At 65.5% G+C, this 25792-nt stretch carries 18 protein-coding genes and 2 pseudogenes; 7 read left to right on the forward strand and 13 right to left on the reverse strand.

Features of this window, described 5'->3' with window-relative positions:
• Positions 1–119: 119 nt before the first annotated feature.
• Positions 120–1142, reverse strand: a complete 1023-nt coding sequence (locus tag DN412_RS37290; RefSeq protein ID WP_115216128.1) for an alpha/beta hydrolase — start codon at positions 1140–1142, stop codon at positions 120–122.
• 335 nt (positions 1143–1477) lie between these two features.
• On the opposite strand from DN412_RS37290, the gene DN412_RS37295 reads away from it, so the two are divergent.
• From DN412_RS37295 to DN412_RS37310, 4 genes and pseudogenes are all read left to right on the forward strand, one after another.
• A complete protein-coding gene (locus DN412_RS37295; protein WP_115216129.1) occupies positions 1478–2626 on the forward strand; it encodes an iron-containing alcohol dehydrogenase in 1149 nt (382 codons plus the stop codon).
• Positions 2627–2714: 88 nt separating this feature from the next.
• Positions 2715–3236 (forward strand): O-acetyl-ADP-ribose deacetylase, encoded by a 522-nt coding sequence (locus DN412_RS37300; protein WP_115216130.1) that lies wholly within the window; start codon positions 2715–2717, stop codon positions 3234–3236.
• Between the two features lie 970 nt (positions 3237–4206).
• Complete coding sequence (locus DN412_RS37305) at positions 4207–4941, forward strand: OprD family outer membrane porin (RefSeq protein WP_115216131.1); 735 nt, start codon at positions 4207–4209, stop codon at positions 4939–4941.
• 46 nt (positions 4942–4987) lie between these two features.
• Positions 4988–7434 (forward strand): annotated as a pseudogene (locus tag DN412_RS37310) (family 20 glycosylhydrolase).
• A 58-nt stretch (positions 7435–7492) separates the two neighbouring features.
• Here the strand turns inward: DN412_RS37310 and DN412_RS37315 are convergent.
• From DN412_RS37315 to DN412_RS37365, 11 genes are all read right to left on the reverse strand, one after another.
• Entirely contained in the window at positions 7493–8443 is a 951-nt protein-coding gene (locus DN412_RS37315) for an alpha/beta fold hydrolase (protein ID WP_115216132.1), read from the reverse strand.
• 46 nt (positions 8444–8489) lie between these two features.
• The gene (locus tag DN412_RS37320) at positions 8490–9392 is read right to left on the reverse strand and encodes an SDR family oxidoreductase (RefSeq protein WP_115216133.1); all 903 of its coding nucleotides are present in this window, start codon (positions 9390–9392) and stop codon (positions 8490–8492) included.
• Between the two features lie 56 nt (positions 9393–9448).
• Positions 9449–10384: a glutathione S-transferase family protein gene (locus DN412_RS37325; RefSeq protein WP_115216134.1), complete on the reverse strand. Its 936-nt coding sequence runs from the start codon at positions 10382–10384 to the stop codon at positions 9449–9451.
• 39 nt (positions 10385–10423) lie between these two features.
• Positions 10424–11272 carry a class II aldolase/adducin family protein gene (locus tag DN412_RS37330; RefSeq protein WP_115216135.1) on the reverse strand — a complete coding sequence of 283 codons (849 nt, stop codon included), beginning with the start codon at positions 11270–11272 and terminating at the stop codon, positions 10424–10426.
• Positions 11273–11350: 78 nt separating this feature from the next.
• Positions 11351–12361, reverse strand: coding sequence for an NADP-dependent oxidoreductase (locus DN412_RS37335; RefSeq protein WP_115216136.1), 1011 nt, complete (start codon positions 12359–12361; stop codon positions 11351–11353).
• A gap of 92 nt (positions 12362–12453) precedes the next feature.
• Positions 12454–12891, reverse strand: a complete 438-nt coding sequence (locus DN412_RS37340; protein WP_115216137.1) for a PaaI family thioesterase — start codon at positions 12889–12891, stop codon at positions 12454–12456.
• A gap of 127 nt (positions 12892–13018) precedes the next feature.
• On the reverse strand, positions 13019–13801 hold the full coding sequence (locus DN412_RS37345; RefSeq protein WP_078196101.1) for an SDR family oxidoreductase: 783 nt from the start codon (positions 13799–13801) through the stop codon (positions 13019–13021).
• A gap of 46 nt (positions 13802–13847) precedes the next feature.
• Positions 13848–15710 (reverse strand): acyl-CoA dehydrogenase, encoded by a 1863-nt coding sequence (locus DN412_RS37350; RefSeq protein ID WP_115216138.1) that lies wholly within the window; start codon positions 15708–15710, stop codon positions 13848–13850.
• A 234-nt stretch (positions 15711–15944) separates the two neighbouring features.
• On the reverse strand, positions 15945–17123 hold the full coding sequence (locus DN412_RS37355) for an acetyl-CoA C-acyltransferase (protein WP_115216139.1): 1179 nt from the start codon (positions 17121–17123) through the stop codon (positions 15945–15947).
• A 47-nt stretch (positions 17124–17170) separates the two neighbouring features.
• A complete protein-coding gene (pncA, locus tag DN412_RS37360) occupies positions 17171–17815 on the reverse strand; it encodes a bifunctional nicotinamidase/pyrazinamidase (protein WP_115216140.1) in 645 nt (214 codons plus the stop codon).
• A gap of 30 nt (positions 17816–17845) precedes the next feature.
• A complete protein-coding gene (locus tag DN412_RS37365; RefSeq protein ID WP_115216141.1) occupies positions 17846–19927 on the reverse strand; it encodes a 3-hydroxyacyl-CoA dehydrogenase NAD-binding domain-containing protein in 2082 nt (693 codons plus the stop codon).
• A gap of 585 nt (positions 19928–20512) precedes the next feature.
• Between DN412_RS37365 and DN412_RS37370 the strand changes: the two are divergent.
• Positions 20513–21918, forward strand: a pseudogene (locus DN412_RS37370) (amino acid permease).
• A 12-nt stretch (positions 21919–21930) separates the two neighbouring features.
• Here the strand turns inward: DN412_RS37370 and DN412_RS37375 are convergent.
• A complete protein-coding gene (locus DN412_RS37375; protein WP_115216142.1) occupies positions 21931–22833 on the reverse strand; it encodes a LysR substrate-binding domain-containing protein in 903 nt (300 codons plus the stop codon).
• Between the two features lie 211 nt (positions 22834–23044).
• On the opposite strand from DN412_RS37375, the gene DN412_RS37380 reads away from it, so the two are divergent.
• Positions 23045–24346, forward strand: coding sequence for an MFS transporter (locus DN412_RS37380; RefSeq protein WP_115216143.1), 1302 nt, complete (start codon positions 23045–23047; stop codon positions 24344–24346).
• Between the two features lie 69 nt (positions 24347–24415).
• Positions 24416–25696: a M81 family metallopeptidase gene (locus tag DN412_RS37385; RefSeq protein WP_115216144.1), complete on the forward strand. Its 1281-nt coding sequence runs from the start codon at positions 24416–24418 to the stop codon at positions 25694–25696.
• The last annotated feature ends 96 nt before the right edge of the window (positions 25697–25792 follow it).

Raw genomic sequence — 25792 nt, forward strand, 5'->3', positions numbered from 1 at the left:
AACGGTCGTATCCTGTCCTTGAAGGGCTGTGTCAGGGGCATTCATTTGCAGGCTCCTTTCGTAAAACGGGTTAGCAACTATCGTTTTACTTCAGGGGGCTTACCAGCCCTTCATAGTATCTAGTCTTGCGATGTGGCGAACGCGGCGCGCAGCGCGGCAGCGGCGTCGGCATGCGCCTGCGCCACCGCCGACACGAACCGGCCCAGCTTGAAGAAATCATGGATCATGCCGGGGTACTCCGTCAGCCTGGCGGCCACGCCGGCAGCGCGCAGCTTCTCCGCGTAGGCCACGCCCTCGTCGTGCAGCGGGTCGTAGCCGGCCACGGCGATCCAGGCCGGGCATACGCCACGCACCTCGGCGCCGGTGCCGCCGCCGTCCAGCGGGGCAAAGCGCCAGTCGTCGCGGCTGGCTTCCCCGTTCAGATACTGTGCAAAGAACCAGCGGATCATCTCCGCCGTCAGCAGGTAACCATCGGCCAGCGCGCGGTGCGACGGCGTGTCCTGGCGCGCGCAGGTGCTCGGATAGATCAGCAGCTGCAGCGCCGGCGCCAGGCCGGCATTGCGCGCCTCGACCGCACATGCCGCGGCCAGCGTGCCGCCGGCGCTGTCGCCGCCCAGCGCAATGCGCGCCGGGTCGGCGCCAAGCCGATCGGCTTCAGCGAAAACCCAGTGCAGCACGTCGAAGGCGTCGTTGGCCGCTGTCGGGAAGCGCCATTGCGGCCCGAGCCGGTAGTCCACGGACAGCACCATACAGTCAGCCTGGCAGCACAGCAGCCGGCACAGCGGATCGTGCGAACTGACGCTGCCAACCGCGAAGCCGCCGCCGTGGAAATACACCAGCAGCGGCAGTGGCTCGGCCCAGCTGGCCTCGCGCGGCAAGTACAACCTGACCGGGATGGCGTGGCCGTCACGGCCCGGCACCAGCAGGTCTTCCGCCATATGCACCGGCGGCGGGTTGATATCCAGGATCAGCGCGCCTTTCTCGTAGGCGATCTTGGCGTCTTCCGGCTCCATCGCGTAGAGCGGTGGTCCCTTGACACGCGCGAGCAACTCCAGCAGTGCGGCAACCTGCGGGTCGAGCGGGCTGGACGGCAGGCCGGGCGTGGCTGGCGCATCAGGATTGGAAGACGGTGCGGCGGACATAGGGCGTGACGCGGATCCGGACCCGGCGCCAGCGCCGCGCAGAAGCTCTGCCGCGTCGCCCGCATCGGGAGAAGTTCGAATAGTGAACGATCGTTCGATTTTAGTATGATGCCAGATGTTTCAGGAACCCGGCACTACGCGATAACCCCGAAAAATCCCGCTCAGGCTGCCACGCGGGAAGTTTTTGCGCGATGATCGGATGAAGCGACGCTGAGGGCTCCGGAACCAATACTGCACAGGCTATTGAACCTCAAGACAGCGCGCGTGGCGAGCAATGTTGCAGACGCACGCTGAAAAACAATTTCGCGGCAGATCCCGGCAGGAGACAAGCAAACATGGCGTTTATCTACTATCTGACCCACATCCATCTGGATTTCGGCGCGGTAAGCCTGCTCAAGGCCGAATGCGAGCGCATCGGCATCCGCCGTCCGCTGCTGGTGACCGACAAGGGCGTGGTTGCCGCCGGCGTGGCCCAGCGTGCCATCGATGCGATGCAGGGCCTACCGGTCGCGGTATTCGACGAGACCCCGTCGAACCCGACCGAGGCCATGGTGCGCAAGGCGGCCGCGCAGTATCGCGAGGCAGGCTGCGACGGGCTGGTGGCAGTGGGCGGCGGATCGTCGATCGACCTGGCCAAGGGCATTGCCATCCTGGCCACGCATGAGGGCGAGCTGACCACCTACGCCACCATCGAAGGCGGCAGCGGCAAGATCACCGACAAGGCCGCGCCGCTGATCGCGGTGCCCACCACTTCCGGCACCGGCAGCGAGGTGGCGCGCGGCGCCATCATCATCCTGGACGACGGCCGCAAGCTGGGCTTCCATTCCTGGCACCTGCTGCCCAAGTCCGCCGTCTGCGACCCGGAACTGACGCTGGGCCTGCCCGCCGGACTGACCGCGGCCACCGGCATGGACGCGATTGCGCACTGCATCGAGACCTTCCTGGCCCCCGCCTTCAACCCGCCCGCGGACGGCATTGCGCTGGACGGACTGGAGCGCGGCTGGGGCCACATCGAGCGCGCCACCCGCGACGGCCAGGACCGCGACGCGCGCCTGAACATGATGAGCGCATCGATGCAGGGCGCGATGGCGTTCCAGAAGGGGCTGGGCTGCGTGCATTCGCTGTCGCACCCGCTGGGCGGACTGAAGATCGACGGCCGCACCGGCCTGCATCACGGCACGCTCAATGCAGTGGTGATGCCCGCGGTGCTGCGCTTCAATGCCGACGCGCCCACGGTGGTGCGCGACGACCGCTACGCCCGCCTGCGCCGCGCCATGCACCTGCCAGATGGCGCCGATATCGCACAGGCCGTGCACGACATGACCGCGCGCCTGGGCCTGCCCACCGGGCTGCGCCAGATGGGCGTCACCGAGGACATGTTCGACAAGGTGATTGCCGGCGCGCTGGTCGACCACTGCCACAAGACCAACCCGAAAGAGGCCAGCGCCGCCGATTATCGGCGTATGCTTGAGCAGTCCATGTAGTACACCGTGTAGCACACAGCAGCTTCCCGCCGGTCAGACCGACCAAGCAGCTGTCCGGCGGCCCTCCCTCCACAGCGCAGGAGACACTATGAGCGGCGAGCACTTGCAGGTAGTCCATGGCGATATCACCCGGATGGAAGTCGATGCCATCGTCAATGCGGCCAATAGCGGCCTGTTAGGCGGCGGCGGGGTCGACGGGGCCATCCACGGGGCCGGCGGTCCCGCCATCATGGAGGCCTGCCGCGTGATCCGCGACGCGCAGGGTGGCTGCCCCACCGGCGAGGCGGTGATCACCACCGGCGGCCGCCTGGCGGCGCCTTACGTGATCCACGCGGTCGGGCCGGTCTGGCAAGGCGGCGGCAAGGGCGAGGACGAACAACTGGCCAACGCCTACCGCAACAGCATCCGCCTGGCCAAGCAGCATCACCTGCGCCGGCTGGCCTTCCCCAATATCAGCACCGGCATCTACGCCTTTCCGCGCGAGCGCGCGGCGGATATCGCCATCGCCGCGGTGCGCGAGGCACTGACCGAGGCGCCGGAGATCGAGCAGATCACCTTTGTCTGCTTCGATGACGAGAACTACCGGCTGTACCGCGAACGGCTGACCTGATTAATCCCCCGGGGCGGGCCCTGCGGCCCGCCACCGCCTGCGTCAGGCCGCGCGCCACGCGGTCATTCCCCCCTCCAGTCCGTACCAGCCCGAACTATCGGGTCCGGCTTCATGGCCGCCGCCTTCCGGCCAGATGCTCGTTCGGGGCTGAGGCGACACTGCTGAAAATCCCGTTGTAAAAGCAGAATCCTCTCATCCATCCGCCTGCTCAATACCACTAGGATCACTTAGATACCAGTGAGTAACCATGTCGAACCAATGCCGGCGCATCCTGCCGGCATTGGTTCGTCCGAAGCAAGCGGAGATGGAATGGATGTAACGGAACGACAAGCCCTGAGAGCCCTGTACTTGGTCGCCTTGACCGCGTCGGCCGCCGCATGCAATGCGTCGGCCATGGACGTCGCCGCGACGGCGATGGAGGAGGAAGAAGCCCGGCTGACCCCCGGGACAACGCGGCCCTGGCGCCTGGAGGATGCGCCGGCCCTCTTCTCGCAATCGGAAACGACCTTGCGCACGACCTTCTATTCACGCAACCGGCACGCCATCGACCAGCGCGGCGATATCCATGTCAACGCGCTCGGCCTCGGGCTGGACTGGCGCTCAGGCTACGCGGCCGGGGCCTGGGGCTTTGCCGGAGCCGACCTGTCGGCTTTTGCCAATTTGCGGCTGGCGCCGGGCAAGGGGACTTCGGAAGTGCTGTACCACGACTATCGCAACAATGTCGACCAGGGCTATGCCACGCTCGCGCAAGCCGCGCTTAAGTGGCGCAGCAGCGCGCCAGGCGATGGCTGGCAGGTGCGCGCCGGCTATACCCCGATCAAGGTCGGCACCCTGGGGACCTCTGGCGGCCTGCATTCGCACGCCTATCGGGGCGCCGAACTGACGTATCGCGCCCAGGGACTGGAAATCGGCTACGGTTGGGCCGACCGTTTCCGCAACGAATGGGACAACCGGTTCCGCGCGATGACGAATGCCTGGCACCAGAATCGCGACCAGTTCGACGGCAGCGCCCGTCGCATCGCCTTCGTGCACAGCGCCGGCAATCCGCTACGAACCGGCCGCCAGCGACTACATCGATGCGGGCGTCGGCGAAGGCAGCCGCTATCGTCGCAACGCGCAGGTGGCCGCCTGCCAGATCTGGCAGATTGCCGACAAGCGCAGCCTGAAAGTGACTGGCTACGCCCTGTGGGGCCGTTACCAGCCCGACCTGGGCCCGAGCACAACGCCGCGCAACGAGTGGCATGCAAGCTCCAGCCTGGTGTACACGAGCGGTCCGGTCAGCGTCAGCCTGGGTTTCGGCGCCACCCATGCCCCCGACTCCCGCGAAATGAACTTCCGCCTGACGCCCTGGGCGAACAGCGACAACCGCAACCAGATTCAGACCTGGGGCCAGCTCGACGACTTTGTCTGGGACGGCACCCGGGTGCTCAAGCTGGCCGGTTCCTGGCAAGTCGGCCCGTATCTCGGCTTGCCGGGCCTGGCGCTCTCCGCCAGCGGCATCCGCGGCTGGGCCATCAGGAATCCCGGGCGCGGCAATACCACCGCAAACGAGATCGACCTGGGCCTGACTTATGACGTCAGGCATGGCCCTCTGAAAGGGGCCGCCTTCGGTGTCTTCCCCGCGCGGCTGCGCACCCACGGCTTCTACGGAAAATCCGACCGCAACGACGTGAAGCTGACGGCGTCGTATGGCCGAACCTTTTGACACGGGGAAGCAAATGATTCGATACATCCTGGCCAGCTGGCTGGCCATGGCGGCCATCCTGCCCGGCTTCGCTGCGTCACAGGAAAGATCCGAAGACGCCGATGGCACGCCCCGCGCCGCTGACGTGGCCACCACGATTGCCGGACAACTCGCACTGCGCGTGGCAGTTGATCGCAACGACGCGGCGATGGCCGGCGTGCCGTGCGCCGGCCTTGGCGCGGATTGGGGCAGCTGCGCGCAAGGCCGCCTGATCCTCGAAAACAACGGGCCCGGGCGAATCACCGGCGACGGCTGGAAGCTTTACCTGCACAGCATCCGCCGGATCCTGGCAATCGACCATCCCGATTTCTCATGGCGGCACGTCACGGGTGACCTCTACGAACTGTCGCCACGCCCCGGCGCGGTGACACTCGGCGCGGGCGAGCGCATCGCCCTGCCCTTCGTCGCCGAATACTGGTTCCGGCGCTTCAGCGACGTGCTGCCCCGGCCCTATGTCGTGGTTGCAGGCGCCGCACCGGCGGTGCTCGCGCGCAATGACAGCGAAGACGAGTCGGCCTATGTCGAAGCCCTGCCAGCGGACAGCGCAAGCCCGCAGGCGCCGCTTGACCTCGCGCAGCAGGTCCGTGCGCCGGCCGGGCATGGCGCACCGGTTCCGCCCGTGCAGGTCGCAGCCCGTGCACTGCCGTCGGTCAAGCGCCAGCAGGCCGGCGGCGGCCAGGTCGACTTGCGCGGCATCGAACTGTCCTTGCCCGACCTGGCGCCGGCGCACGTCGCCGCGCTGCGGGAACGCGCCGTCCAGCTCGGCCTGGCCATGTAGGGACTGCGCCTTACCGGCAAGCTCGCGCCGCGCGCCTTGCCGGCCGATATCGCCATACCGGGCGGCTACCGCCTGCGCATCGGGCGCACCGGCGTGGCGATTGAAGGATATGATGCGGCCGGCCTCTACCACGGCGTGCAGACCCTGCTGTCGCTGGTGCCCGCGGGGGGCGGCCGGATTCCGGCGCTGACCGTCGAAGACGCGCCGCGCTTCGCACATCGCGGCATGATGGTCGATCTGGCGCGCAACTTCCGCCAGCCTGCCACCTTGCGCCGCCTCATCGACCAGATGAGCGCATACAAGCTCAATCGCCTGCACCTGCATCTGACCGATGACGAGGGCTGGCGCATTGACATCCCGGGCCTGCCCGAACTGACCGAGATCGGGGCACAGCGTTGCCACGATCCCGGCGAGGACCGCTGCCTCTTGCCCCAGCTCGCTTCCGGCCCCGACAACCGCTCCGGAGGCGGGTACCTGCGCCGCGACGAATATATCGCGCTGCTGCGCTACGCTGCCGACCGCTTCGTCGAGGTCATTCCGGAGATCGACATGCCAGCGCACGCGCGCGCCGCGGTGGTGGCCATGGAGGCGCGCTACCGGCGACTGCTGGCGGCGGGCCGCGCGCAGGAAGCGGAAGCCTTCCGCCTGCACGATCCCGACGATGCCTCACGCACGCTCTCGGTCCAGTTCTACGACCGCCGCAGTTACCTGAACCCTTGTTCCAGCGGCGCGCTGAACTTCGCCGCCAAGGTGATCGGCGAGCTGGCCGCAATGCACCGCGAGGCGCAAGCGCCGTTGCGGGTCTGGCATTTCGGCGGCGACGAGGCCAAGAACATCCTGCTCGGCCCCGGCTTCCAGCCGCGCGATGGCACCGATCCGGCCAAGGGCCGCATCGACATCGCCGCGCAGGACCAGCCATGGGCGCGCTCGCCGATGTGCCAGCCCTGGCTCAGACAGCACGGCATGTCCTCCGCGGGCGAGTTGCCATCCGTGTTCGCGGTCCAGGTCAGCCAGATCGTGAACGCCAACGGCATCGAGGCCATGGCGGCCTGGCAGGACGGCCTGAAGCATGCCGCCGGCCCGCATGCATTCGCGACGCAAACGGTGATGGTCACTTTGTGGGATCCACTTTTCTGGGGCGGCGCCGAGGCCGCGCGGAGCTGGAGCGCCAAGGGCTACCGCACCGTGCTGGCACTGCCCGATTACCTGTACCTGGATTTTCCTTACACGCGCGATGCGCATGAACGCGGCTACTACTGGGCGTCGCAAGCGACAGACAGCTACAAGGTCTTCTCGCTGGCACCGGACAACCTGCCGCAGAACGCGGAAGTGATGCCCGATCGCGACGGGCAACCGTTCGAGCTGAAGAGCACCGGCCCGGCGGCCCGTATCGAGGCCTGCAGGGACAGGCGTGGGGTGAAATCATGCGCACCGACCAGCAGTTCGAATACATGGTCTATCCGCGCCTGCTGGCACTGGCCGAGCGCGCATGGCATCGTGCCGGGTGGGAACGCCCGTACCGCGAGGGTGAGTGCTATAAGCTCGGCGATACGGACCATGTGGACAAGAGCGCCCTGGCCAGCGACTGGCAAGGCTTTGCCAGCGTGGTGGCACAGCGCGAACTGCCGAAACTGAAGCGCGCGGGGTTCGGGTATCGTGCAGCACCGGTGGAATGATCGGTCCCATCGGGCAGGGGCCGGGCGAGCGCCCGGCCCCGGTGCACTCCGGCCCGGATCAGGGCGCCGGCAAGGCGCTGCGGATCAGCTGATTGACCCGTTCGGGTTGCTCGTGGATCACCCAGTGCGTGCCCTCGGGGATACGTTCCAGGCGCAGGTCCGGCACGAAGTCGCCCAGCCCGTCCACCTGCGACTTCGGCAGCGCACGGTCGCGCTCGCCCCAGATCACCAGCGTCGGCACCCTGACCACGAAGGCGCCCGGATCCAGGCGCGAGATATCGGGCGGCGGCTCGCCCTCGCCCGGCGGATGCATGGGCGAGGCGCGGTAGAAATTGACGCCGCCGGTGAGCGGATGCACGCCGGCGTCCTTGCCTTCGCCCGGCTGGGACCACGCGGCGTGGTACCTGGCGCGGGTCTCGGGCGTGTACCAGGCGGCCGGCTTGCCGTCGGCATCGGCCAGCATCCGGTCCAGCAGCGCAAAGTCGTTGGCGGCCAGTGCCTTTTCCGAGCCCGGCTTGCGCAGCCAGTTCATGTAGGCGGAAGCGGCCTGCTGCGCGGGATCTGTGGCCAGCGCGCGTGCAAACAGGTAGGGGTGCGGCGAGTTGACGATGATGAGCTGGCGCACCAGTTGCGGGAACTGGATCGCCAGGTTCCAGCAGATCGCCCCGCCCCAGTCGTGCGCCACCACCACGGCCTGGTCATAGCCCAGCGCACTGACCAGCTGCACCAGGTCTTCGACGATATGGCGCGGCCGGTAGGCGTCGACGTCGGCGGGCTTGCTCGACAGGTTGAAGCCGCGCAAGTCCGGCGCCACGGCAAAATGCGTGTGCCCGAACTCGGCCAGCTGGGCCTCCCATTCGAACCAGAATTCAGGAAAGCCGTGCACGAACAGCATCAGCGGCTTGCCGCGCTCACCCGCGCTGGCGTAGTGCAGGCGGGTGCCGTTGGGCAGCGTGGCGTACTGCAGGTGGCGGATCACGGCGGCGGGGGCAGCCATGTTGTTCTCCATATGCGGTCCTCCTCGTTGTGGCGTTGTGATGCGGGGCTGGCGAAAGTCAGCCGCGCAACGCGGCAACGAGGCCCGCGCGGACCTCGGGCTTGTCGGCAAACGGATCGCCGGGATTGCGCTGCCCGACGATATCCTCGAAGCGCTGGCGCACGGGGGCGAGCGCCTGGGGGTGGGAATAAATATAGAAGCTTTCGTCGCGGATGGCATCGAAGGTCATCTGCGCCACCTCCGCCGCGGTCACCTTGCCGGAGCCGACGGCCTTGTCCGACAAGGCCTGCGACACCAGTTGCGAGCGCGTCGGCGGCGCCTGGTTGGCCAGGTCGGCGGGCCGGTTGCGCTGCGACTGGCTGATGCCGGTCGGCACGAAGTACGGGCACAGCACCGAGCAGCGCACCTGCTCCGTCACCAGCCCCAGGTCCTGGTACAGCGTTTCGCTCAACGCCACCACCGCGTGCTTGGACACGTTGTACACGCCCATCGCCGGCGGGTTCAGCAGGCCCGCCATCGACGCCGTGTTGACGATATGGCCCTGGAAGGCCGGATCCTTCTCTGCCGCCGCCAGCATCAGCGGCGTGAAGATGCGCACGCCGTGCACCACGCCATAGAGGTTGACACCCAGCACCCACTCCCAGTCCTTCTCCGAGTTCTCCCAGACCAGGCCGCCCGCGCCGACGCCGGCGTTATTGAACAGCAGGTTGACCTGGCCAAAGGCCGCGATGGCGGCATCGGCCAGCGCCTGGACCTGGTCGGCGCGCGAGACGTCGGTGCGCAACCCGATCACCGGCACGTTGCGTGCCTTGAATTCCGCTACGGTCGCGTCCAGCGCGTCTTCCTGCACATCGGCCAGCACCAGCTTCATGCCGAGGTCGGCGGCAATGTGGGCAAACTCCTTGCCGAAACCCGAGGCGCCGCCGGTAATGACAGCCACCTTGTTGGAAAAATCCTTCATATCGTCTGTCCTATCGCGTAAATCGTGTGTGGAATGGCGGGCCGTGTGCCGCGCGCTCAGGCGCCGCGCTGCACCTGGTAACCCTGCCTCGGGAAATGCACATTGAGCGCGCCGGCGCGCGGGTCCTGGCGGCGCAGCGTGACGCGGCGCGCGGTCAGCGCCAGCAGCACGCCGGCCACCGGGTCGCGCGCGTAGTCGGTGGGCGTGACGGTGATGGCGTCGCCAGCCTGCAGCCCGGCATCGGCGATGACACCGTCATCCAGCGCGACCGGGTCGGCCCTGAGCGCGGCGCCGATCGCATCCTCGCTGTCGATCACCCGCGGCCGGCCATGGCCAAAGGTGTTCATGCGCGCATACCAGGCCTGCAAGCGCGGATAAGCCTCGAGCAACTGCGCCAGCGCACCGGCACGGCGGATAAACCAGAGGTTGTGGTACAGCGAGAAGTCGGCAATCGACAGCGCCGGACCAGCCACATGCCCGATGCCGGCCGCGAACTGCGTTTCCAGCTCGCCGAAGGTTTCATGCAGCAACGCAGTCGCTTCCGCCAGCGGCATGCGCAGCGCATTGGTATCGCCGCGCATGGCCTTGCGGTCGGCGGTGAAGGCCTGGATCTGCGCCGGCGACAGGTGTCCCAGCATGCTGGCGACGCCGGCCGGCTGGAACACATAGGTCACCGACGCGGTGAACAGCGCCGTATCGAACCACGCGGCCGCGAGCCGCGCCGCTGCGGCCTGTACCGGCGGATAGAGCGCCGGCGTGGGCGCCAGCGCGTCCAGCACCTCGCAGATCAGTGCGGTGTCACAGTAGATATCGGCACCGACCTGCAGCACCGGCGTGCGGCGATAGCCGCCGGTCAGCGCCAGCAGGCCGGGCTTGGGCAGGATGGCGGGGATTTCCACCGCCTGCCAGGCCAGCCCCTTGGCGCCCAGCAGCAGGCGGACCTTCTCGGAGAATGGCGAGGTTGCGTACTGATGAAGAATGATATCGGCCATGCGGTCCACCTCCTTGGTTGCGGCACTTGCCGCACAGGTTCAGTCCAGCAGGTCCGGCTGTTCCTTGACGATGCGGGCATACAGCGGCTGGAACTGGAACCAGCCGGCCTGCGCGGTGCCGACGATCGAATAGGCCTGGCGCGCTGCGGCGTCGGAGATCAGCTTCAGCGGCGCCTGGGTACGCGCGGCGGCGGCTTCGGCCAGCAGTTGCACCTGGCACGAGCGCTCCATGGTGATAAACCACCAGGCGGCTTCGTCGACGGTCTTGCCCACCGTCAGCAGGCCGTGGTTCTGCAGGATCGCGGCCTTGTTCTGGCCCAGCGCGTTGGCAATGCGCTGGCCCTCGTCCAGCTCCACCACCACGCCGCCGAAATCGTCATAGACCGCGTGGTCCTGGTAGAACGCGCAGACATCCTGCGTCAGTGGATCGAGCGGGCGGCCCAGCGTGGACCACGCACGGCCATAGGTGCTGTGCGAATGCGCAGCCGCGACCGCGTCGGAGCGGGTCTGGTGCACGCGCGAATGGATGGCGAAGGCCGCGGCATTGACCGGGTAGTCGCCCTCCACCACGTCGCCATGGTGGTCGCATCGGATCAGATTGGAGACCCTGACCTGGCTGAAATGCACGCCGAAGGGATTGACCCAGAAGGTATCGGGAAACTCCGGGTCGCGCGCGGTGATATGGCCGGCCACGCCTTCATCGAAACCGAATTTGGAGAACAGCCGGAAGGCCGCGGCCAGGCGCTGCTTGCGGTGCAGGCGCTCTTCGGCGGCGGTGGCGAACTGCGGCGGGCTCGGCAGGTTGCGGTAGCGGGCCTTGACCGCTTCGGGCAGGCCGGCGCCGACCTCGTCCGCGCTCTGGATTTGCGGGGCTTGCGGGGCATTCATCGGTGTCTCCTATTTTTTTGGTGATATCCGTTGCCCGCGACGCGCCCGGCAGGCGCGCCGCGGCCCTGCATGCGCCGGTCAGACCAGCTTGACCAGCTGCTTGCCGAAGTTCTTGCCCTTGAGCAGGCCGATAAAGGCTTCCGGCGCGCTGGCCAGGCCTTCGGCAATACTCTCGCGGAACTTGAGCTTGCCCTGCGCGACGGCGGTGCCCAGTTCCTTCAGCGCCTGCGGCCAGACTTCCATATGCTCGGAGACGATAAAGCCCTCGATGGTCAAGCGCGACACCAGGAGCAGCTGCGGATTCTTCAACGGCACCGGCTGGCCGTCATAACCCGCGATCATGCCGCACAAGGCGATGCGGCCGAAGGCATTCATGCGCGCCAGCACGGCGTCCAGGATATCGCCGCCGACATTCTCGAAATAGCCGTCGATGCCGTCCGGGGTGGCTTCCTTGAGCATCGTGTAGAGCGCCTTGGGATCCTTGGCCGCCTTGTAGTCGATGCAGGCGTCGAAGCCCAGCTCATTGACCACGTAGTCGCACTTGTCCTTGCCGCCGGCAAAGCCGACCGCGCGGCAGCCGGCCAGCCTGGCCAGCTGCCCGACCACGCTGCCCACCGCGCCGGAGGCCGCGCTGACCGCGATGGTCTTGCCCGACTTGGGCATGATGATCTTGTTCAGGCCATACCAGGCGGTCACGCCCGGCATGCCGACCGAACCCAGGTAGGCCGACAGCGGGATATGCGTGGTGTCGACCGGCTGCAGGCCGGTGCCGTCGCTGACGCCCATCTCCTGCCAGCCGAACATGCCGACCACCTTGTCGCCCGGCTTGAACTTGCTGTTCTTGCTTTCCACCACTTCGCCCACGGTGCCGCCGATCATCACTTCATTGAGCGGCTGCGGCGCGGCGTAGGACTTGCTGTCGTTCATGCGGCCGCGCATGTACGGGTCCAGCGACAGGTAATGATTGCGCACCAGCACCTGGCCGTCGGCGATCTGCGGCACGGGCACGTCTTCCAGGCGGAAATTGGCCGGCGTCACCGCGCCTTCGGGACGCGACGCCAGGACGATGCGCTTGAACGTTTTGGACATGGTCGATTCCTTTCGGTAGGAATGGGAACTGCTTGCATACTGCGTCGGGCGGGACAGCGCCGCTATCCCGCCTGCTGTATCGGTGCCGGCGCTCAGCCGTCGGCACCGGTATCGGTTTCACCCGGGCGCTGCGGCGGCATGCGCCGGATGTACTTGAAGGTGCCCGAGCCGCGCGCCACGGTCTTGCCGTCGGCGTCGACGATCTCGCCTTCGCAGAACACCATGGTGGTGGTGCGGTGCACGGTGGTGCCGCGCGCGGTCAGTGCGCCGCGCCCCGGCGCCATGAAGCTGGTCTTCATCTCGATGGTGACCACGCCCCGGCCGTCCGCGTCGCTGCTGCGGCCGGCCACCGCCATGGCCACGTCGAGCAGCGTCATGATCACGCCGCCGTGGGCCATGTCCCAGCTGTTCTGGTGGCGCTTCTCGATCGGCAGCGCAATCTCGCTGCGCCCGCCTTCGGCGAAGTTGCAGGTCACGCCGAGGTCGGCGAGGAAGGGAATGTGAGTCAGGGGGCCTTTGAACTGGTTCATGGCAATTGCGAGTCCGGAAATGGGGTGCCAGCGAGGCCGAAGCCTCGCGCCGGCCCCAAGTTTGAGGGCAATCCGGGATTCCGCCAAGCCGCGCCCGGCGTCGTGTCCGGAATGCCCCCTGCCCGGGTCAGACCGCGCTGACGCCGCCGTCCACCGCCAGGATCTGCCCGGTGATGTGCTTGCCGGCGTCGCTGGCAAACAGCAGCGCGGCGCCCTTCAGGTCCTCGTCGTCGCCCAGGCGGTGCAGCGGCACGCCGGCGCACATGGCGTCCACGCCCATGCGGTCGAGCGAGCCCTGGGTCATCTTCGATGGGAAGAAGCCCGGCGCGAGCGCGTTGACGGTGATGTTGTGCTCGCCCCACTCGCCCGCCAGCGTGCGCGTGAAGTTGACCACCGCGCCCTTGGAGGTGTTGTAGGCGATGGTCTCCATGCTGCCCGGCGGATTGCCGGCCAGGCCCGCGATCGACGCCACGTTGATGATGCGGCCATAGCGGCGCGGGATCATCGACAGCTTGCCGATGCGCTGGCTCAGCAGGAACAGGCCGCGTACGTTCAGGTTCATCACCTTGTCCCAGGCCTCGACCGGATGGTCTTCGGCCGGGGCGCCCCAGGTGGCGCCGGCGTTGTTGACCAGGATGTCGACGTGGCCCAGCTTCGCGATGGCCTCGTCGGCCAGGCGGGCGATCTCCGACTCTTGCGAGCCGTCGGCGGCGATCCAGTCGGCCTCGATGCCGAGCGACTTCAGGTGCGCCTGCGCCGCCTGCAGCTCATCGGCCTTGCGCGCCGACAGCACCACGCGGGCGCCCTGCTCGCCGAGCGCCTCGGCGATCTGCAGGCCGAGCCCGCGCGAGCCGCCGGTGATCAGCGCGGTCTTGCCCTTCAGGTCAAACAGTTGCTGGATGGTGCGCATATTGTCTTCCTTCCTTCGGTAGTGTTCGGGGATGGGCGAGCGCCGTTCAGAACCACGCGTCCTGCATGTCGAGCGTGGTGCGGTCGAGCGATTCAAGCAGCGCCAGCTGCGGGCCGACCTTGGGCAGCTCCCAGCGGAAGAAGTACGCCGCCGCGGCCAGCTTGCCGCGGTAGAAGTCCTCGTCCTCCTTGCCGTTCGCGCGCGGCAGCGCGGCTTGCGCCAGCAGTGCCTGCTCCAGCCAGATCCACGCCACCACCACGTGCCCGAAGGCCTCCAGGTAGACCGAGGCATTGGCCAGCGTCACGTTGGAGTCGCCCGCGCTCCACAGTGCCTGCGTGACCTCGGCCAGGCGTTTGGTGGCCGCGCCAAGGGCGCCTGCCTGGTGCGACAGTTCGGTATTGCCGGCAGCGAGCGCGCGGCCGATGGTGTCCTGGATGCGCTCTCCCAGCAGCCTGAAGGCCGCGCCGTCCTTCATCACCACCTTGCGGCCGAGCAGGTCCAGGCCCTGGATGCCGTGCGTGCCTTCGTGGATCGGGTTGAGGCGGTTGTCGCGATAGAACTGCTCGACGTTGTACTCGCGCGTATAGCCATAGCCACCGTGCACCTGGATCGCCAGGTTGTTGGCCTCCAGGCACCATTGCGACGGCCAGCTCTTGGCGATCGGGGTCAGGATGTCGAGCAGCAGCGCCAGGCGCGCATTCGCGGCCTCGTCGCCGGCGGCAGCAGCGGCCTCTTCCTCGTCGACCAGCCGCGCGCAGTACAGGTTCAGCGCCAGGCCGCCTTCGACATAGCTCTTCTGCGCCAGCAGCATGCGGCGGATATCGGCGTGCTCGACCAGCTTCACCTGCGGGCTGGCGGCATCCTTGCCGCCGGGGCCGACGGGGCGGCCCTGCGGACGGTTACGCGCGTAGTCCAGCGCGTGCAGGTAGCCGGTATAGCCCAGCATCACCGCGCCCAGGCCCACGCCGATGCGCGCCTCGTTCATCATGTGGAACATGCAGGCCAGGCCCTTGTGCGGCTCGCCCACCAGGTAGCCGATCGCGCCGGCCTTGCCGCCCGGCTTGTACTTCACGCCTTCGCCGAAGTTCAGCAGGCAGTTGGTGGTGCCGCGGTAGCCCATCTTGTGGTTCAGGCCGGCCAGCACCACGTCGTTATGCTCGCCCAGCGACCCGTCGGCATTGACCAGGTACTTGGGCACGATAAACAGCGAAATGCCTTTCACGCCCGGGATCAGCTTGCCGTCCGGGCCGGGGATTTTGGCCAGCACCAGGTGGACGATATTGTCCGACAGCTCGTGCTCGCCGGCCGAGATCCACATCTTGTTGCCGCGCAGCCGGTATTGCGCGCCCAGCGGCGATTCACCCTCGTACTCGGCGCGCGTGGTGATGTCCGACAGCGACGAGCCCGCCTGCGGCTCCGAAAGGCACATCGTGCCGAAGAAGCGGCCTTCCATCTCCGGCTTGACGAAGGTCTCGACCTGCGCCGGCGTGCCGTGCGCGAGCAGCAGGTTGGCGTTGCCGATGGTCAGGAACGGGTAAGAGCTGGTGCCGACGTTGGCACCCTTGAAGTAGGCAAAGCCGGCCTTCTCGACCACCACCGGCAACTGCATGCCGCCCAGCTCGTAGTCCTGGCCGGCAGCCATCAGCCCGGCCTCGCAGAAGGCCTTCAGCGCGGTGCTGACTTCGGGGATGATGCTGACGGTCTCGCCGTCGAAATGCGGTTCCTGCTGGTCGTTCTTCTTGTTGTGCGGCGCGAACAGGTCGGTGGCGATCTTTTCGCAGGTGTCCAGCGCGGCGTCGAACGTCTCGCGCGAATGATCGGCATAACGGGGGATGCGAGTCAGTTCGTCGACCTTGAGCCATTCATAGAGAACGAAGTTCAGGTCGCGGCGGGAAAGGATCATCGACATGGGGTCTCCATGCGGCGCACTGCGTGGCGTGCCGCGGGTTCTTTTGTCTTGCTCTCGCGCTGTTCGATGCGTGCTTCTGGTTTGCGCCCCTCTCCCGCTCGCGGGAGAGGGGCCGGGGGAGAGGGCAGGAGCATGCAGATGCGTGGTGCCTAGCTAAACCACCCCTCTCCCCAACCCTCTCCCACTGAGGGGAGAGGGAGCACACCTACAGCCGATTCGGCTTCGGCAGCAATATCAGAGCACTTCGAACAGGCCGGCTGCGCCCTGCCCACCGCCGATGCACATGGTCACCACCACGTACTTGACGCCGCGGCGCTTGCCTTCGATCAGCGCATGGCCGACCAGGCGGGCGCCCGACACACCGTAGGGGTGGCCCACGGCGATGGCGCCGCCGTTGACGTTCAGGCGGTCCATCGGGATGCCCAGCGTGTCGGCGCAGTACAGCACCTGCACGGCGAAGGCTTCGTTGAGCTCCCACAGGCCGATGTCGTCGACCTTCAGGCCGGCCTTCTTCAGCAGCTTGGGCACGGCGAACACCGGGCCGATGCCCATTTCATCCGGCTCGCAACCGGCCACGGCAAAGCCGCGGAACACGCCCAGCGGCTGCAGGCCCTTGGCCGCGGCTACGCGCGCGTTCATCACCACGGCAGCCGAAGCGCCGTCCGAGAACTGCGAGGCATTGCCGGCGGTGATCACGCCACCGGGCACGGCGCTGCGGATCTTGGCCACGCCTTCCAGCGTGGTATCGGCGCGAATGCCTTCGTCGGCGGAGATGGTGACTTCCTTGGTCACCAGTTGGCCGGTCGATTTGTCTGCCACGCCCGCCAGCACCGTCATCGGCACGATCTCGTCCTTGAACTTGCCGGCTTCCTGCCCGGCGGCGGCGCGTTGCTGGCTTCGCACGCCGTACTCGTCCTGGCGCTCCTTCGAGATGTTGTAGCGCTTGGCTACGTTCTCGGCGGTCTGCAGCATGTTCCAGTAGATTTCCGGCTTGTTCTTCATCAGCCAGCTTTCCTGGACCATATGGCGGTTCATCTCCTGCTGCACACACGAGATGCTTTCCACGCCGCCGGCCACGAAGATGTCGCCCTCATCGGCGATCACGCGCTGCGCGGCCATGGCGATGGTCTGCAGTCCGGACGAGCAGAAGCGGTTGACGGTGGCGCCGGGCACGGTGACCGGGCAGCCGGCGCGCAGTGCGATCTGGCGCGCGATGTTGGCGCCGGTGGCACCTTCCGGGTTGGCACAGCCCATCAGCACATCTTCCACTTCGGCGGCCTCGATCTTGGCGCGGGCAATGGCGTGCTGGACGGCATGACCACCCAGCGTGGCGCCGTGGGTCATGTTGAAGGCGCCCTTCCAGCTCTTGGCCAGAGGGGTCCGCGCGGTGGATACGATGACTGCTTCGTTCATGTCTTGCTCCTCGGAATCTCTTGTGTCGTTCAGTTCGGTGGTTCGGTTCAGCCCTTGGCCTTCAGCAATTCAGCGGACGTGACACGCGCGACGCCTGCGGCGCCGAGGTCCTGCCAGGCCCTGGCCAGGGACCCTTCCAGGTCGATGGCGCGGCAGGCATCCTCGATCACCGCGGCTTCAAAGCCCGCGGCGCGCGCATCGAGCGCGCTCCAGGCCACGCAGTAGTCCGTCGCCAGTCCCGCGCAGAACACGCGCTTGACGCCGTGTTCACGCAGGTAGCCGGCCAGTCCGGTGCGCGTGGTGCGGTCCGCTTCGAGAAAGGCGGAGTAGCTGTCCACGTCAGCATGATGGCCCTTGCGGATCACCAGCCGTGCGTGCGGCACATCCAGCCCCGCATGCAGCGCGGCGCCCGGCGTGTCCTGCACGCAATGCACCGGCCACAGCACCTGCGGCCCGTACGGCAGCGTCAGTGACTGGAACGGCTGCGTGCCGGCATGGTTGGCCGCAAAGGAAACGTGCGCGGCCGGATGCCAGTCCTGCGTGAGCACCACGTGACCGAACGCGCGCGCCAGCCGGTTGATGACGGGCACCACTTCATCGCCGTTGGGCACGGCAAGCGCGCCGCCCGGCATGAAGTCGTTCTGCACGTCGATCACCAGCAGGCAATCGTCAGGTCCGATGGTGGTGTTCATCTCAGCTCCAGGCTGAACCTTGTGGCGGCCTTAACCGTTGAAGCCCTTGCCTTCGTCCGCCAGCTTCTGCAGCAGCGGCGCGACCTGCCAGGCTTCACCGTGGTAGCCCTTGGCATAGCGCTTCATCGACAGCGCCACGTTGTACAGGCCGACCTGGTCCGCATACAGCATCGGGCCGCCGCGGAACAGCGGGAAGCCGTAGCCGGTCAGGTACACCATGTCGATATCCGAGGCCTTGGAAGCAATGCCTTCTTCCAGGATCCTGGCGCCTTCGTTGACCAGCGCGAACACCAGGCGCTCGACGATCTCTTCGTCAGAGATCTTGCGGCGCGTGATGCCGAGGTCCTTCGAATGCTGCACGATCATGTCGTTGACCTGCTGGTTCGGGTACGGCTTGCGGTCGCCCGCCTTGTAGTCGTACCAGCCCGCGCCGGTCTTCTGGCCGTAGCGGCCCATTTCGCAAAGCAGGTCGGCGGTCTTGGAGTACTGGATGTCCGGCTTGTCCACGGCGCGGCGCTTGCGGATGGCCCAGCCGATGTCGTTGCCGGCCAGGTCGCCCATGCGGAACGGGCCCATGGCAAAGCCGAACTTCTCGATGGCCTTGTCCACTTGCTCGGGCAGCGCGCCTTCGTCCAGCAGGTAGCCGGCCTGGCGGCTGTACTGCTCGATCATGCGGTTGCCGATAAAGCCGTCGCACACGCCCGACACCACCGCGGTCTTCTTGATCTTCTTGCCGAGCTGCATGACCGTGGCCAGCACGTCCTTGCCGGTCTTCTCGCCGCGCACCACTTCCAGCAGCTTCATCACGTTGGCCGGGCTGAAGAAGTGCATGCCGACCACGTCCTGCGGACGCCTGGTGAACGAAGCGATCTTGTTGACGTCCAGCGTGGAGGTGTTCGAAGCCAGGATCGCGCCCTGCTTCATCACTTCGTCCAGCTTCTTGAAGACGATTTCCTTGACGCCCATTTCTTCGAAAACGGCTTCGATGACCAGGTCGGCGTCCTTGATCTCGTCATAGGACAGCGTGGTGGAGAGCAGGCCCATGCGCTGCTCGACCTTTTCCCGGGTCAGCTTGCCCTTCTTGGCGCTGTTCTCGTAGTTCTTGCGGATGATGCCCACGCCGCGGTCGAGCGCTTCCTGCTTGGTTTCCAGGATGATGACCGGGATGCCCGCGTTCAGGAAGTTCATGCTGATGCCGCCGCCCATGGTGCCGGCGCCGATCACGGCAACCTTCTCGATCTTGCGGGTCGGCGTGCCTTCGGGCACGTCGGGGATCTTGCTGGCGGCACGCTCGCCGAAGAAGGCATGGCGCAGCGCGCGCGATTCCGGCGTGGTGACCAGGTAGAGGAAGCCGTCGCGCTCTTCTTTCAGGCCCTGTTCGAACGGCTTGAGCGAGCCGGCCACCGCTTCCAGGCACTTCAGCGGCGCCGGGAAGTTCTTGGCCATCGCGGCCACGGTGTTGCGGGCAAAGCCCAGGTAGCCTTCCGCGTTTTCGTGACGCACCTTCAGGTCGCGCACCTTCGGGTGCGGGCCGTTGGCGGCGGCAACGTTCTGGGCGAACTTGACGGCGGCGGGCAACACGTCGCCATCGACGATCTCGTCAAACAGCTTGGTGCCGGCGAACTTTTCGGAGAGCACAGGCGTGCCCGACACGATCATGTTGGCCGCGGCCTCCAGGCCGATCACGCGCGGCAGGCGCTGCGTGCCGCCGGCGCCGGGCAGGAGGCCCAGCTTCACTTCCGGCAGCGCGATCTGGGCGCCCTTCGCGGCCACGCGGTAGTTACAGCCAAGCGCCAGTTCCAGGCCGCCACCCATGGCGACCGAGTGCACGGCGGCCACGACCGGCTTGGACGAAGCTTCCAGCACGCGGATCACCGAGTGCAGCGTCGGCTCCTGCATGGCCTTGGGTGTATTGAATTCACGGATGTCGGCGCCGCCCGAGAAAGCCTTGCCAGCGCCGGTGATGACGATGGCCTTGACGGCGGCATCGTCCAGCGCACGGGTCATGCCTTCGACGATGCCAAGCCGGGTGCTGTGACCCAGGCCGTTGACAGGGGGATTGTCGAGCGTGATGACGGCTACGCCGTCCTGAACCTGATACTGCGCTGTCATGCTGGTTCCTTTGGTGTCAGAAGTTGTCTCGGGATTCGAATTCTCGAATGCATTTTTTACTGCACGACGCGGCCAGCGGCGGCCGGCGACTACTTCGGGAGGCGGCCGTCATGGGCGGGTAAACCCTCCGCCCGACCTGCCGCTTTCCCGCGCCCCATAACGCCTTCCGGTGCTTGGGCGAAACAAGCATACACAAAATAGCACGGTCGTTCAATTTTAATTTTCGGACTTTTCCGGTGACATGCGCAGCACGAATGCCGCCCCTGATTGCGCTGCATGGAGCCTCCGCTTAATCCGCGCCAGATCACACTGTCATGCCGGATAGAGCACTTGCCGAGGCAACCGAGTGCCGCCTCTAAACCAGTATCGGACTTTATTCGACCGATACGGGCAAAGCGCCCAAACAGACACGGTAGACTCGCGGCTTTTCGTTTTTTGCCGTCCGGGTTTCCACAAGATGCCGGGCCGGCGGAAGGTCCAGCGACCCTGATGTCTTCCCCCTCACATTCCCACGCTCACGCGCACCAGCATCCGGTGGTCGAGCACGACCACCTCCAGCGCAGGCTCAAGGCCCGCCACCTGACCATGATCGCCATCGGCGGCGCGGTCGGCACCGGGCTGTTCGTGGCCTCGGGCGCCTCGATCGCACAGGCCGGCCCCGGCGGCGCGCTGCTGATGTATATGCTGCTCGGCCTGATGGTCTATTGCCTGATGACCAGCCTGGGCGACCTGGCCGTGCATATGCCGGTGGCCGGCTCCTTCGTCACTTACAGCGCGCTCTATGTCGAGGAAGGCTTCGGCTTTGCACTTGGCTGGAACTACTGGTTCAGCCTGGCGGTGACCATCGCCGTGGAACTGACCGCGGCGCAGCTGGTGATGCAGTACTGGTTCCCCGACATGCCCGGCGTGGTCTGGAGCGCCGGCTTCCTGCTGCTGATGTTCGGCCTCAATGCCTTCTCGGTGCGCGGCTTTGGCGAGGCCGAGTACTGGTTCGCGCTGATCAAGGTGGTGACCGTGATCGTGTTCCTGGGCGTGGGCCTCCTGATGATCTTCGGCATCATGAAGGGCGGGCCGCAGTCGGGCTGGCACAACTTCACCATCGGCGACGCGCCCTTTGTCGGCGGCATCCGGCCATGGTCGGCGTGGCGATGATCGCCGGCTTCTCCTTCCAGGGCACGGAAACGGTGGGCGTGGCCGCCGGCGAAGCGGAGAACTCGGCCAGGACCATCCCGCGCGCGATCCGCCAGACCTTCTGGCGCATCCTGCTGTTCTACGTGATCGCCATCCTGATCATCGGCGTGCTGATCCCCTATACCGACCCCAACCTGCTGCGCAACGATGTCACCGATGTCGGCGTGAGCCCGTTCGCACTGGTGTTTCGCCACGCCGGACTGGCCTTTGCCGCCGGGCTGATGAACGCCGTGGTGCTGACCGCGCTGCTGTCGGCCGGCACCTCCAGCATGTATGTGTCGACCCGGATCCTCTACGGCCTGGCCGTCAGCGGCCGCGCGCCGCGCGCGTTCGGCAAGCTGACCGCCAGCGGCGTGCCGTTCAATGCGCTGCTGGCCACCACCGCCATCGGCGCGCTGTGCTTCTTCAGTTCACTGTTCGGGGACAAGGCGGTCTACCTGTGGCTGCTCAACACCTCGGCCATGACCGGCTTCTTCGCCTGGCTGGGCATTGCCGTCAGCCACTACCGCTTCCGGCGCGGACTTGTGCACCAGGGCTATGACGTGAGCATGCTGGCGTACCGCTCGCCGTTTTATCCCTTCGGCCCCATCTTTACCGTGGTGCTGTGCCTGGTGATCGTGGCCGGCCAGAACTACCAGGCGTTTGGGGATATCCCGAACCGGTGGCAGGAGATCGTCGCGACGTATATCGGCGTGCCGGCGCTCCTCGCGCCGTGGCTGGGATACCGGCTGGTGAAGAAGACGCGCTTGATTGATTATGAGGATATGCCGTTTGAATTGCCGAAGCGGCCAGGCGGATAAACCTCCGCCGACTCAGATGGCCGGGCAGCGACTGTCAAGCCAGTCCCGGAACGCCTGCAAGGCCGGCGAATTGTCCTCGGTTTCGCGCCAGGCCAACCAGTACGACAAGTTTCTCGGTATCTCAATTTGCGACAGACGAATCAACCGACCAGCTTTGACGTCTTCGGCCACCAGTTCCGGAGGCAGTAGCGCAACACCAAGCCCGGCAAGCGCCGCCTCACAGCTCAGAAGCCAGAGCGAGTAATGGGCGCCGGCAGAGACCCTGACGTCGTCCAGCCCCATGCGATGCAGATAGGTCTCCCACGCGTCCGGCATCCCAGTCAGGTGAAGCAGCGGAAGCGTCGCGATATCACTCGCCGTCAACCGCCGCTTCTTCTTCAAGAGCCCAGGCGACGCGAAGGCCGCCAGCCTGATTGAGAACAAGAGCTTCGTCATCACCCCTTGTGGCGGAGACGGAGCGTTGATGATTGCGGCGTCGAACTCCGTTCGTGACAGGTCAATCGGTCCAACTCGCGAGGCGACGTTGACCAGGGCCCGGGGGTTTTGCTCCAGGAACTGCGGCAGTTTCGGTATTAACCATCGATTGCAGAAACTGGCTGCCACCGACAGGTTCAGCGCGTTCTGCAATGTGTGCCGCATCTGCATGCGAATGGTTTTCGCCTCGAGTTCCTCAAGGAGCGGCGTCACTTCCTCCCAGTACCGCTTTCCCGGGGCGGTGAGCGTGAGATGACGCCCGGCCCGCTCGAACAGCGCAACGTTGAGGAACTGCTCCAGATCGAGAATCTGGCGACTGACCGCGCTTTGCGTCAGCCCCAGGGCATTGCCAGCCTGCGTGAAGTTCATCGACCTGACGCACGCGTCAAATATGACGAGCGAATCAGTCGAAGGGATGGCTCGACCGATGGACCGCTTCATTCGAAAAACTCATCCTGCCATGGAAAAACGTCATTATGGATGGACTTTCGGCACCCCTACAATGAAAAAAATGCGTCGAGGCTTGCGGCCGCGTCAAGTGAGGCCGTTCATGCTCTAGAAACCGCCAGCCGCTCGATCGCGTAATCCGGGTCGCATCAGGCAATACAGCGCGTCCATTTCAAACCGTAAAGAGTCATGTGGCAGGAGAGTTATGAACGAGCCCTACCAGGATGCCAGCATGAGCACCTTGCATGCCCGGCCTGATGGACAGACGGCCAGGGAGCCTTCGGCAAGCGTTTCGGGACCCGCTGTCACCACGCACTACTCCGGCACGAGAAAAGTTGTACTGCTCATTGCCCTGCTTGCCGCATGGGTGCTCGCAAATGCCGACCGCATCGCGATGACTATTTCAATCATCCCAATGCGCACGGAGTTTTCTCTCGATGCCCGCGAGGCTGGCCTGGTGCTGAGCTCATTTCATGTGACCTATGCGCTGACGAACCTTGCTGCGGGATGGATGGCCGATAAGTTCGGATCTCGCCGGGTGCTGGTCTTCTGTGTCGCGTCGTGGTCGCTGTTCACATCGCTTACCGGTTTCGCATGGTCGCTGGCTTCGCTGGTAGCAATCCGGGGCTTGTTTGGCATCGGGGAGGGAGGATTCTCCCCGTCAAGTTCGGTAACCATCGCGGAGGCCTTCCCGAAGGAAAGGAGAGCAAGGCCGAAAAGCCTGATCATTGGCGCGACCTTCATCGGAAGCGCAATCGGCTCGGGATGGATAGCTTCGATGATTCATACGCACGGGTGGCGCTTCGCGTATCACGTGCTGGGAGGCGCCGGCATTGTCATGGCGGTCATTCTCTGGTTTGTCATCAAGGATTCGCCGCTGCAGGACCCGTCCGTGAAGAAGGCTGCACGTCCCGGGCTCAAAGCGCTGTTCCGCACCCCGATCTTGCGCAGGACGGCCCTGATTTTCTTCTTCGCCAACATGCTGAACGTTGGTTTGATCTCGTGGATGCCCACTTACCTGGTTCAGACGAAGCAGGTTCATCTGCTTACCGCCGGCGTTGCTGCGTCTCTGCCTTTCGTATTCAGCTTCATTAGCCTGAACGTGGTTGGCTGGCTTCTGGACCGGTACGGCGAAAAGCGGGAGCGCCTGTTTCTCGCCGGTGGCGCGTTCTCGATGATGGTGTTCATGGCGTTGATGGTCATTTCGTCCGAGCTGTGGGTACTGATGACGTTCTGGACGCTCTGCATGATGAGCTTCACCTTCGTGTACGGAACTGTGTTTGCCATTCCGCTCAAGCACTTGCCTGACTCGCTGATTGGCACGGCCGCGGGGGTGGTGAACTTCGGTGGTCAACTGGCTTCCGCCATTTCGCCCACGGTCATGGGCTTCCTCATTGTCCACGCCGCTGGCTCGTTCGTTCCGGCGTTTCTGTTTCTCATCGCGGCCGGCGTTTGCTGTTTCCTGGTGTCCATTACATGGACCAACCGAGGGTCGCAGATGGCCTGAATGCACCGCGTTTTTCGGCAGCCCAAAGCCGTCGCTATCGTCTCCTGACAGCCTGATTGGGAACAAAGAATGAGAATCGCAGTCCTGCATTTGGTACATGAGACCGTGACGTTCCTGCCAAATGAAACCACCGTTGATGACTTTATCTATGAGGGTTCGCCAGCGAAGGGAGAGGCGCTGCTTCAGATTGGCCCCAAGTCCTATATGGGAGGATTCGTTAAAGTCGCTCGGGAACACCATGATGTAGAGCTCACAGGCATCGAGTCTCCTTTGGAGCCGAAGACCGGCATCGGCTCTGGCTGGGTCACCAACGAGGCGTATGAGCTTTTCGTCGGCAAGATGATTGAGGAACTCAAAGCGCAAGGACCTTTCGATGGCGTTTTTCTCGCACTACACGGCGCTATGGCCGTGACAGGTGTTGCCCGCCCGGAAGCGGAACTGGCTCGACGCGTGCGCGAGGTGATCGGCCCTTGCGCATACATCGCCGCAACGTTTGACCCGCACGGCAATGAAGACGAAGCCTTTCTCCAGGCGGCGGACCTGGCATTCACCGTCAAGTACTATCCCCACTACGACGCTTATCTGCAAGGCACCCGCGCGGCGCGCACCTTGATTCGTGCCATCAAGGGTGAATACAAACCTACGCATGCGTCACGCAAGGTTCCGCTGATTACGCCGACGGTAATTCAGTGGACGGGCGGTCCGGCCTGGATGTCTCTTATCAACCGGGCGCTTACGTGGGAGGCCCTGGAGCCGGACCTCTACATCAACATCTTCTTTGGCTTTCCGTGGGCAGATGTTCCCGATGCGGGGATGTTCGTTCAAGTCACGACGAACGGAGACCCGGAACTGGCCGCAGAGGTCGTCGAGGAGATGTCGAGGTTCATCTGGCGAAAAAAGGATGAACTCATCTCGTCAACCACCATTGTGAGCATTCCTGAAGCGGTGGCTGCAGCCGCCCAGGCGAGCAAGGAAGGCAGCTTCCCTGTGGTCATTGCCGACCACAGCGACCGGTCAGGCAACGCCACCTGGATTCTTGCGGAGGTGCAAAGGCAAGGCGCTTCCGACACGCTATTTGCAACGATTACCGATGCAAGGACTCTGGACCAGGTACAGGAACGCAAGCTGGCTGTCGGCGACCCGTTCGACTTTGCTGTTGGCGGTCTCGTGGACCCGTCGGCCGGGGTGCCGGTCAACATTCGCGGTTCGATTCTTCACGTACCCAAACTGCGAGGCAGAGATGGCGGCCGACTGCCATTTGTCGTCGTCGGCTTTGGCAACAACAATGCCCTGATTGTCAGCCGGTACCTCACGCAGGTTAAGCCGAACTTTGAGCTCGCGGCGCGCTAATGCCTTGATTTCTCACGGTTATGCGCGCGCGAGCGAGTCGATTACTGGGTACAGGCGACGGGGCTGACGTTGAGCAGGCGGAAGGCCTTTTCTTGA

Source organism: Cupriavidus lacunae, from assembly GCF_003353055.1.
GTDB classification, from domain to species: domain Bacteria; phylum Pseudomonadota; class Gammaproteobacteria; order Burkholderiales; family Burkholderiaceae; genus Cupriavidus; species Cupriavidus lacunae.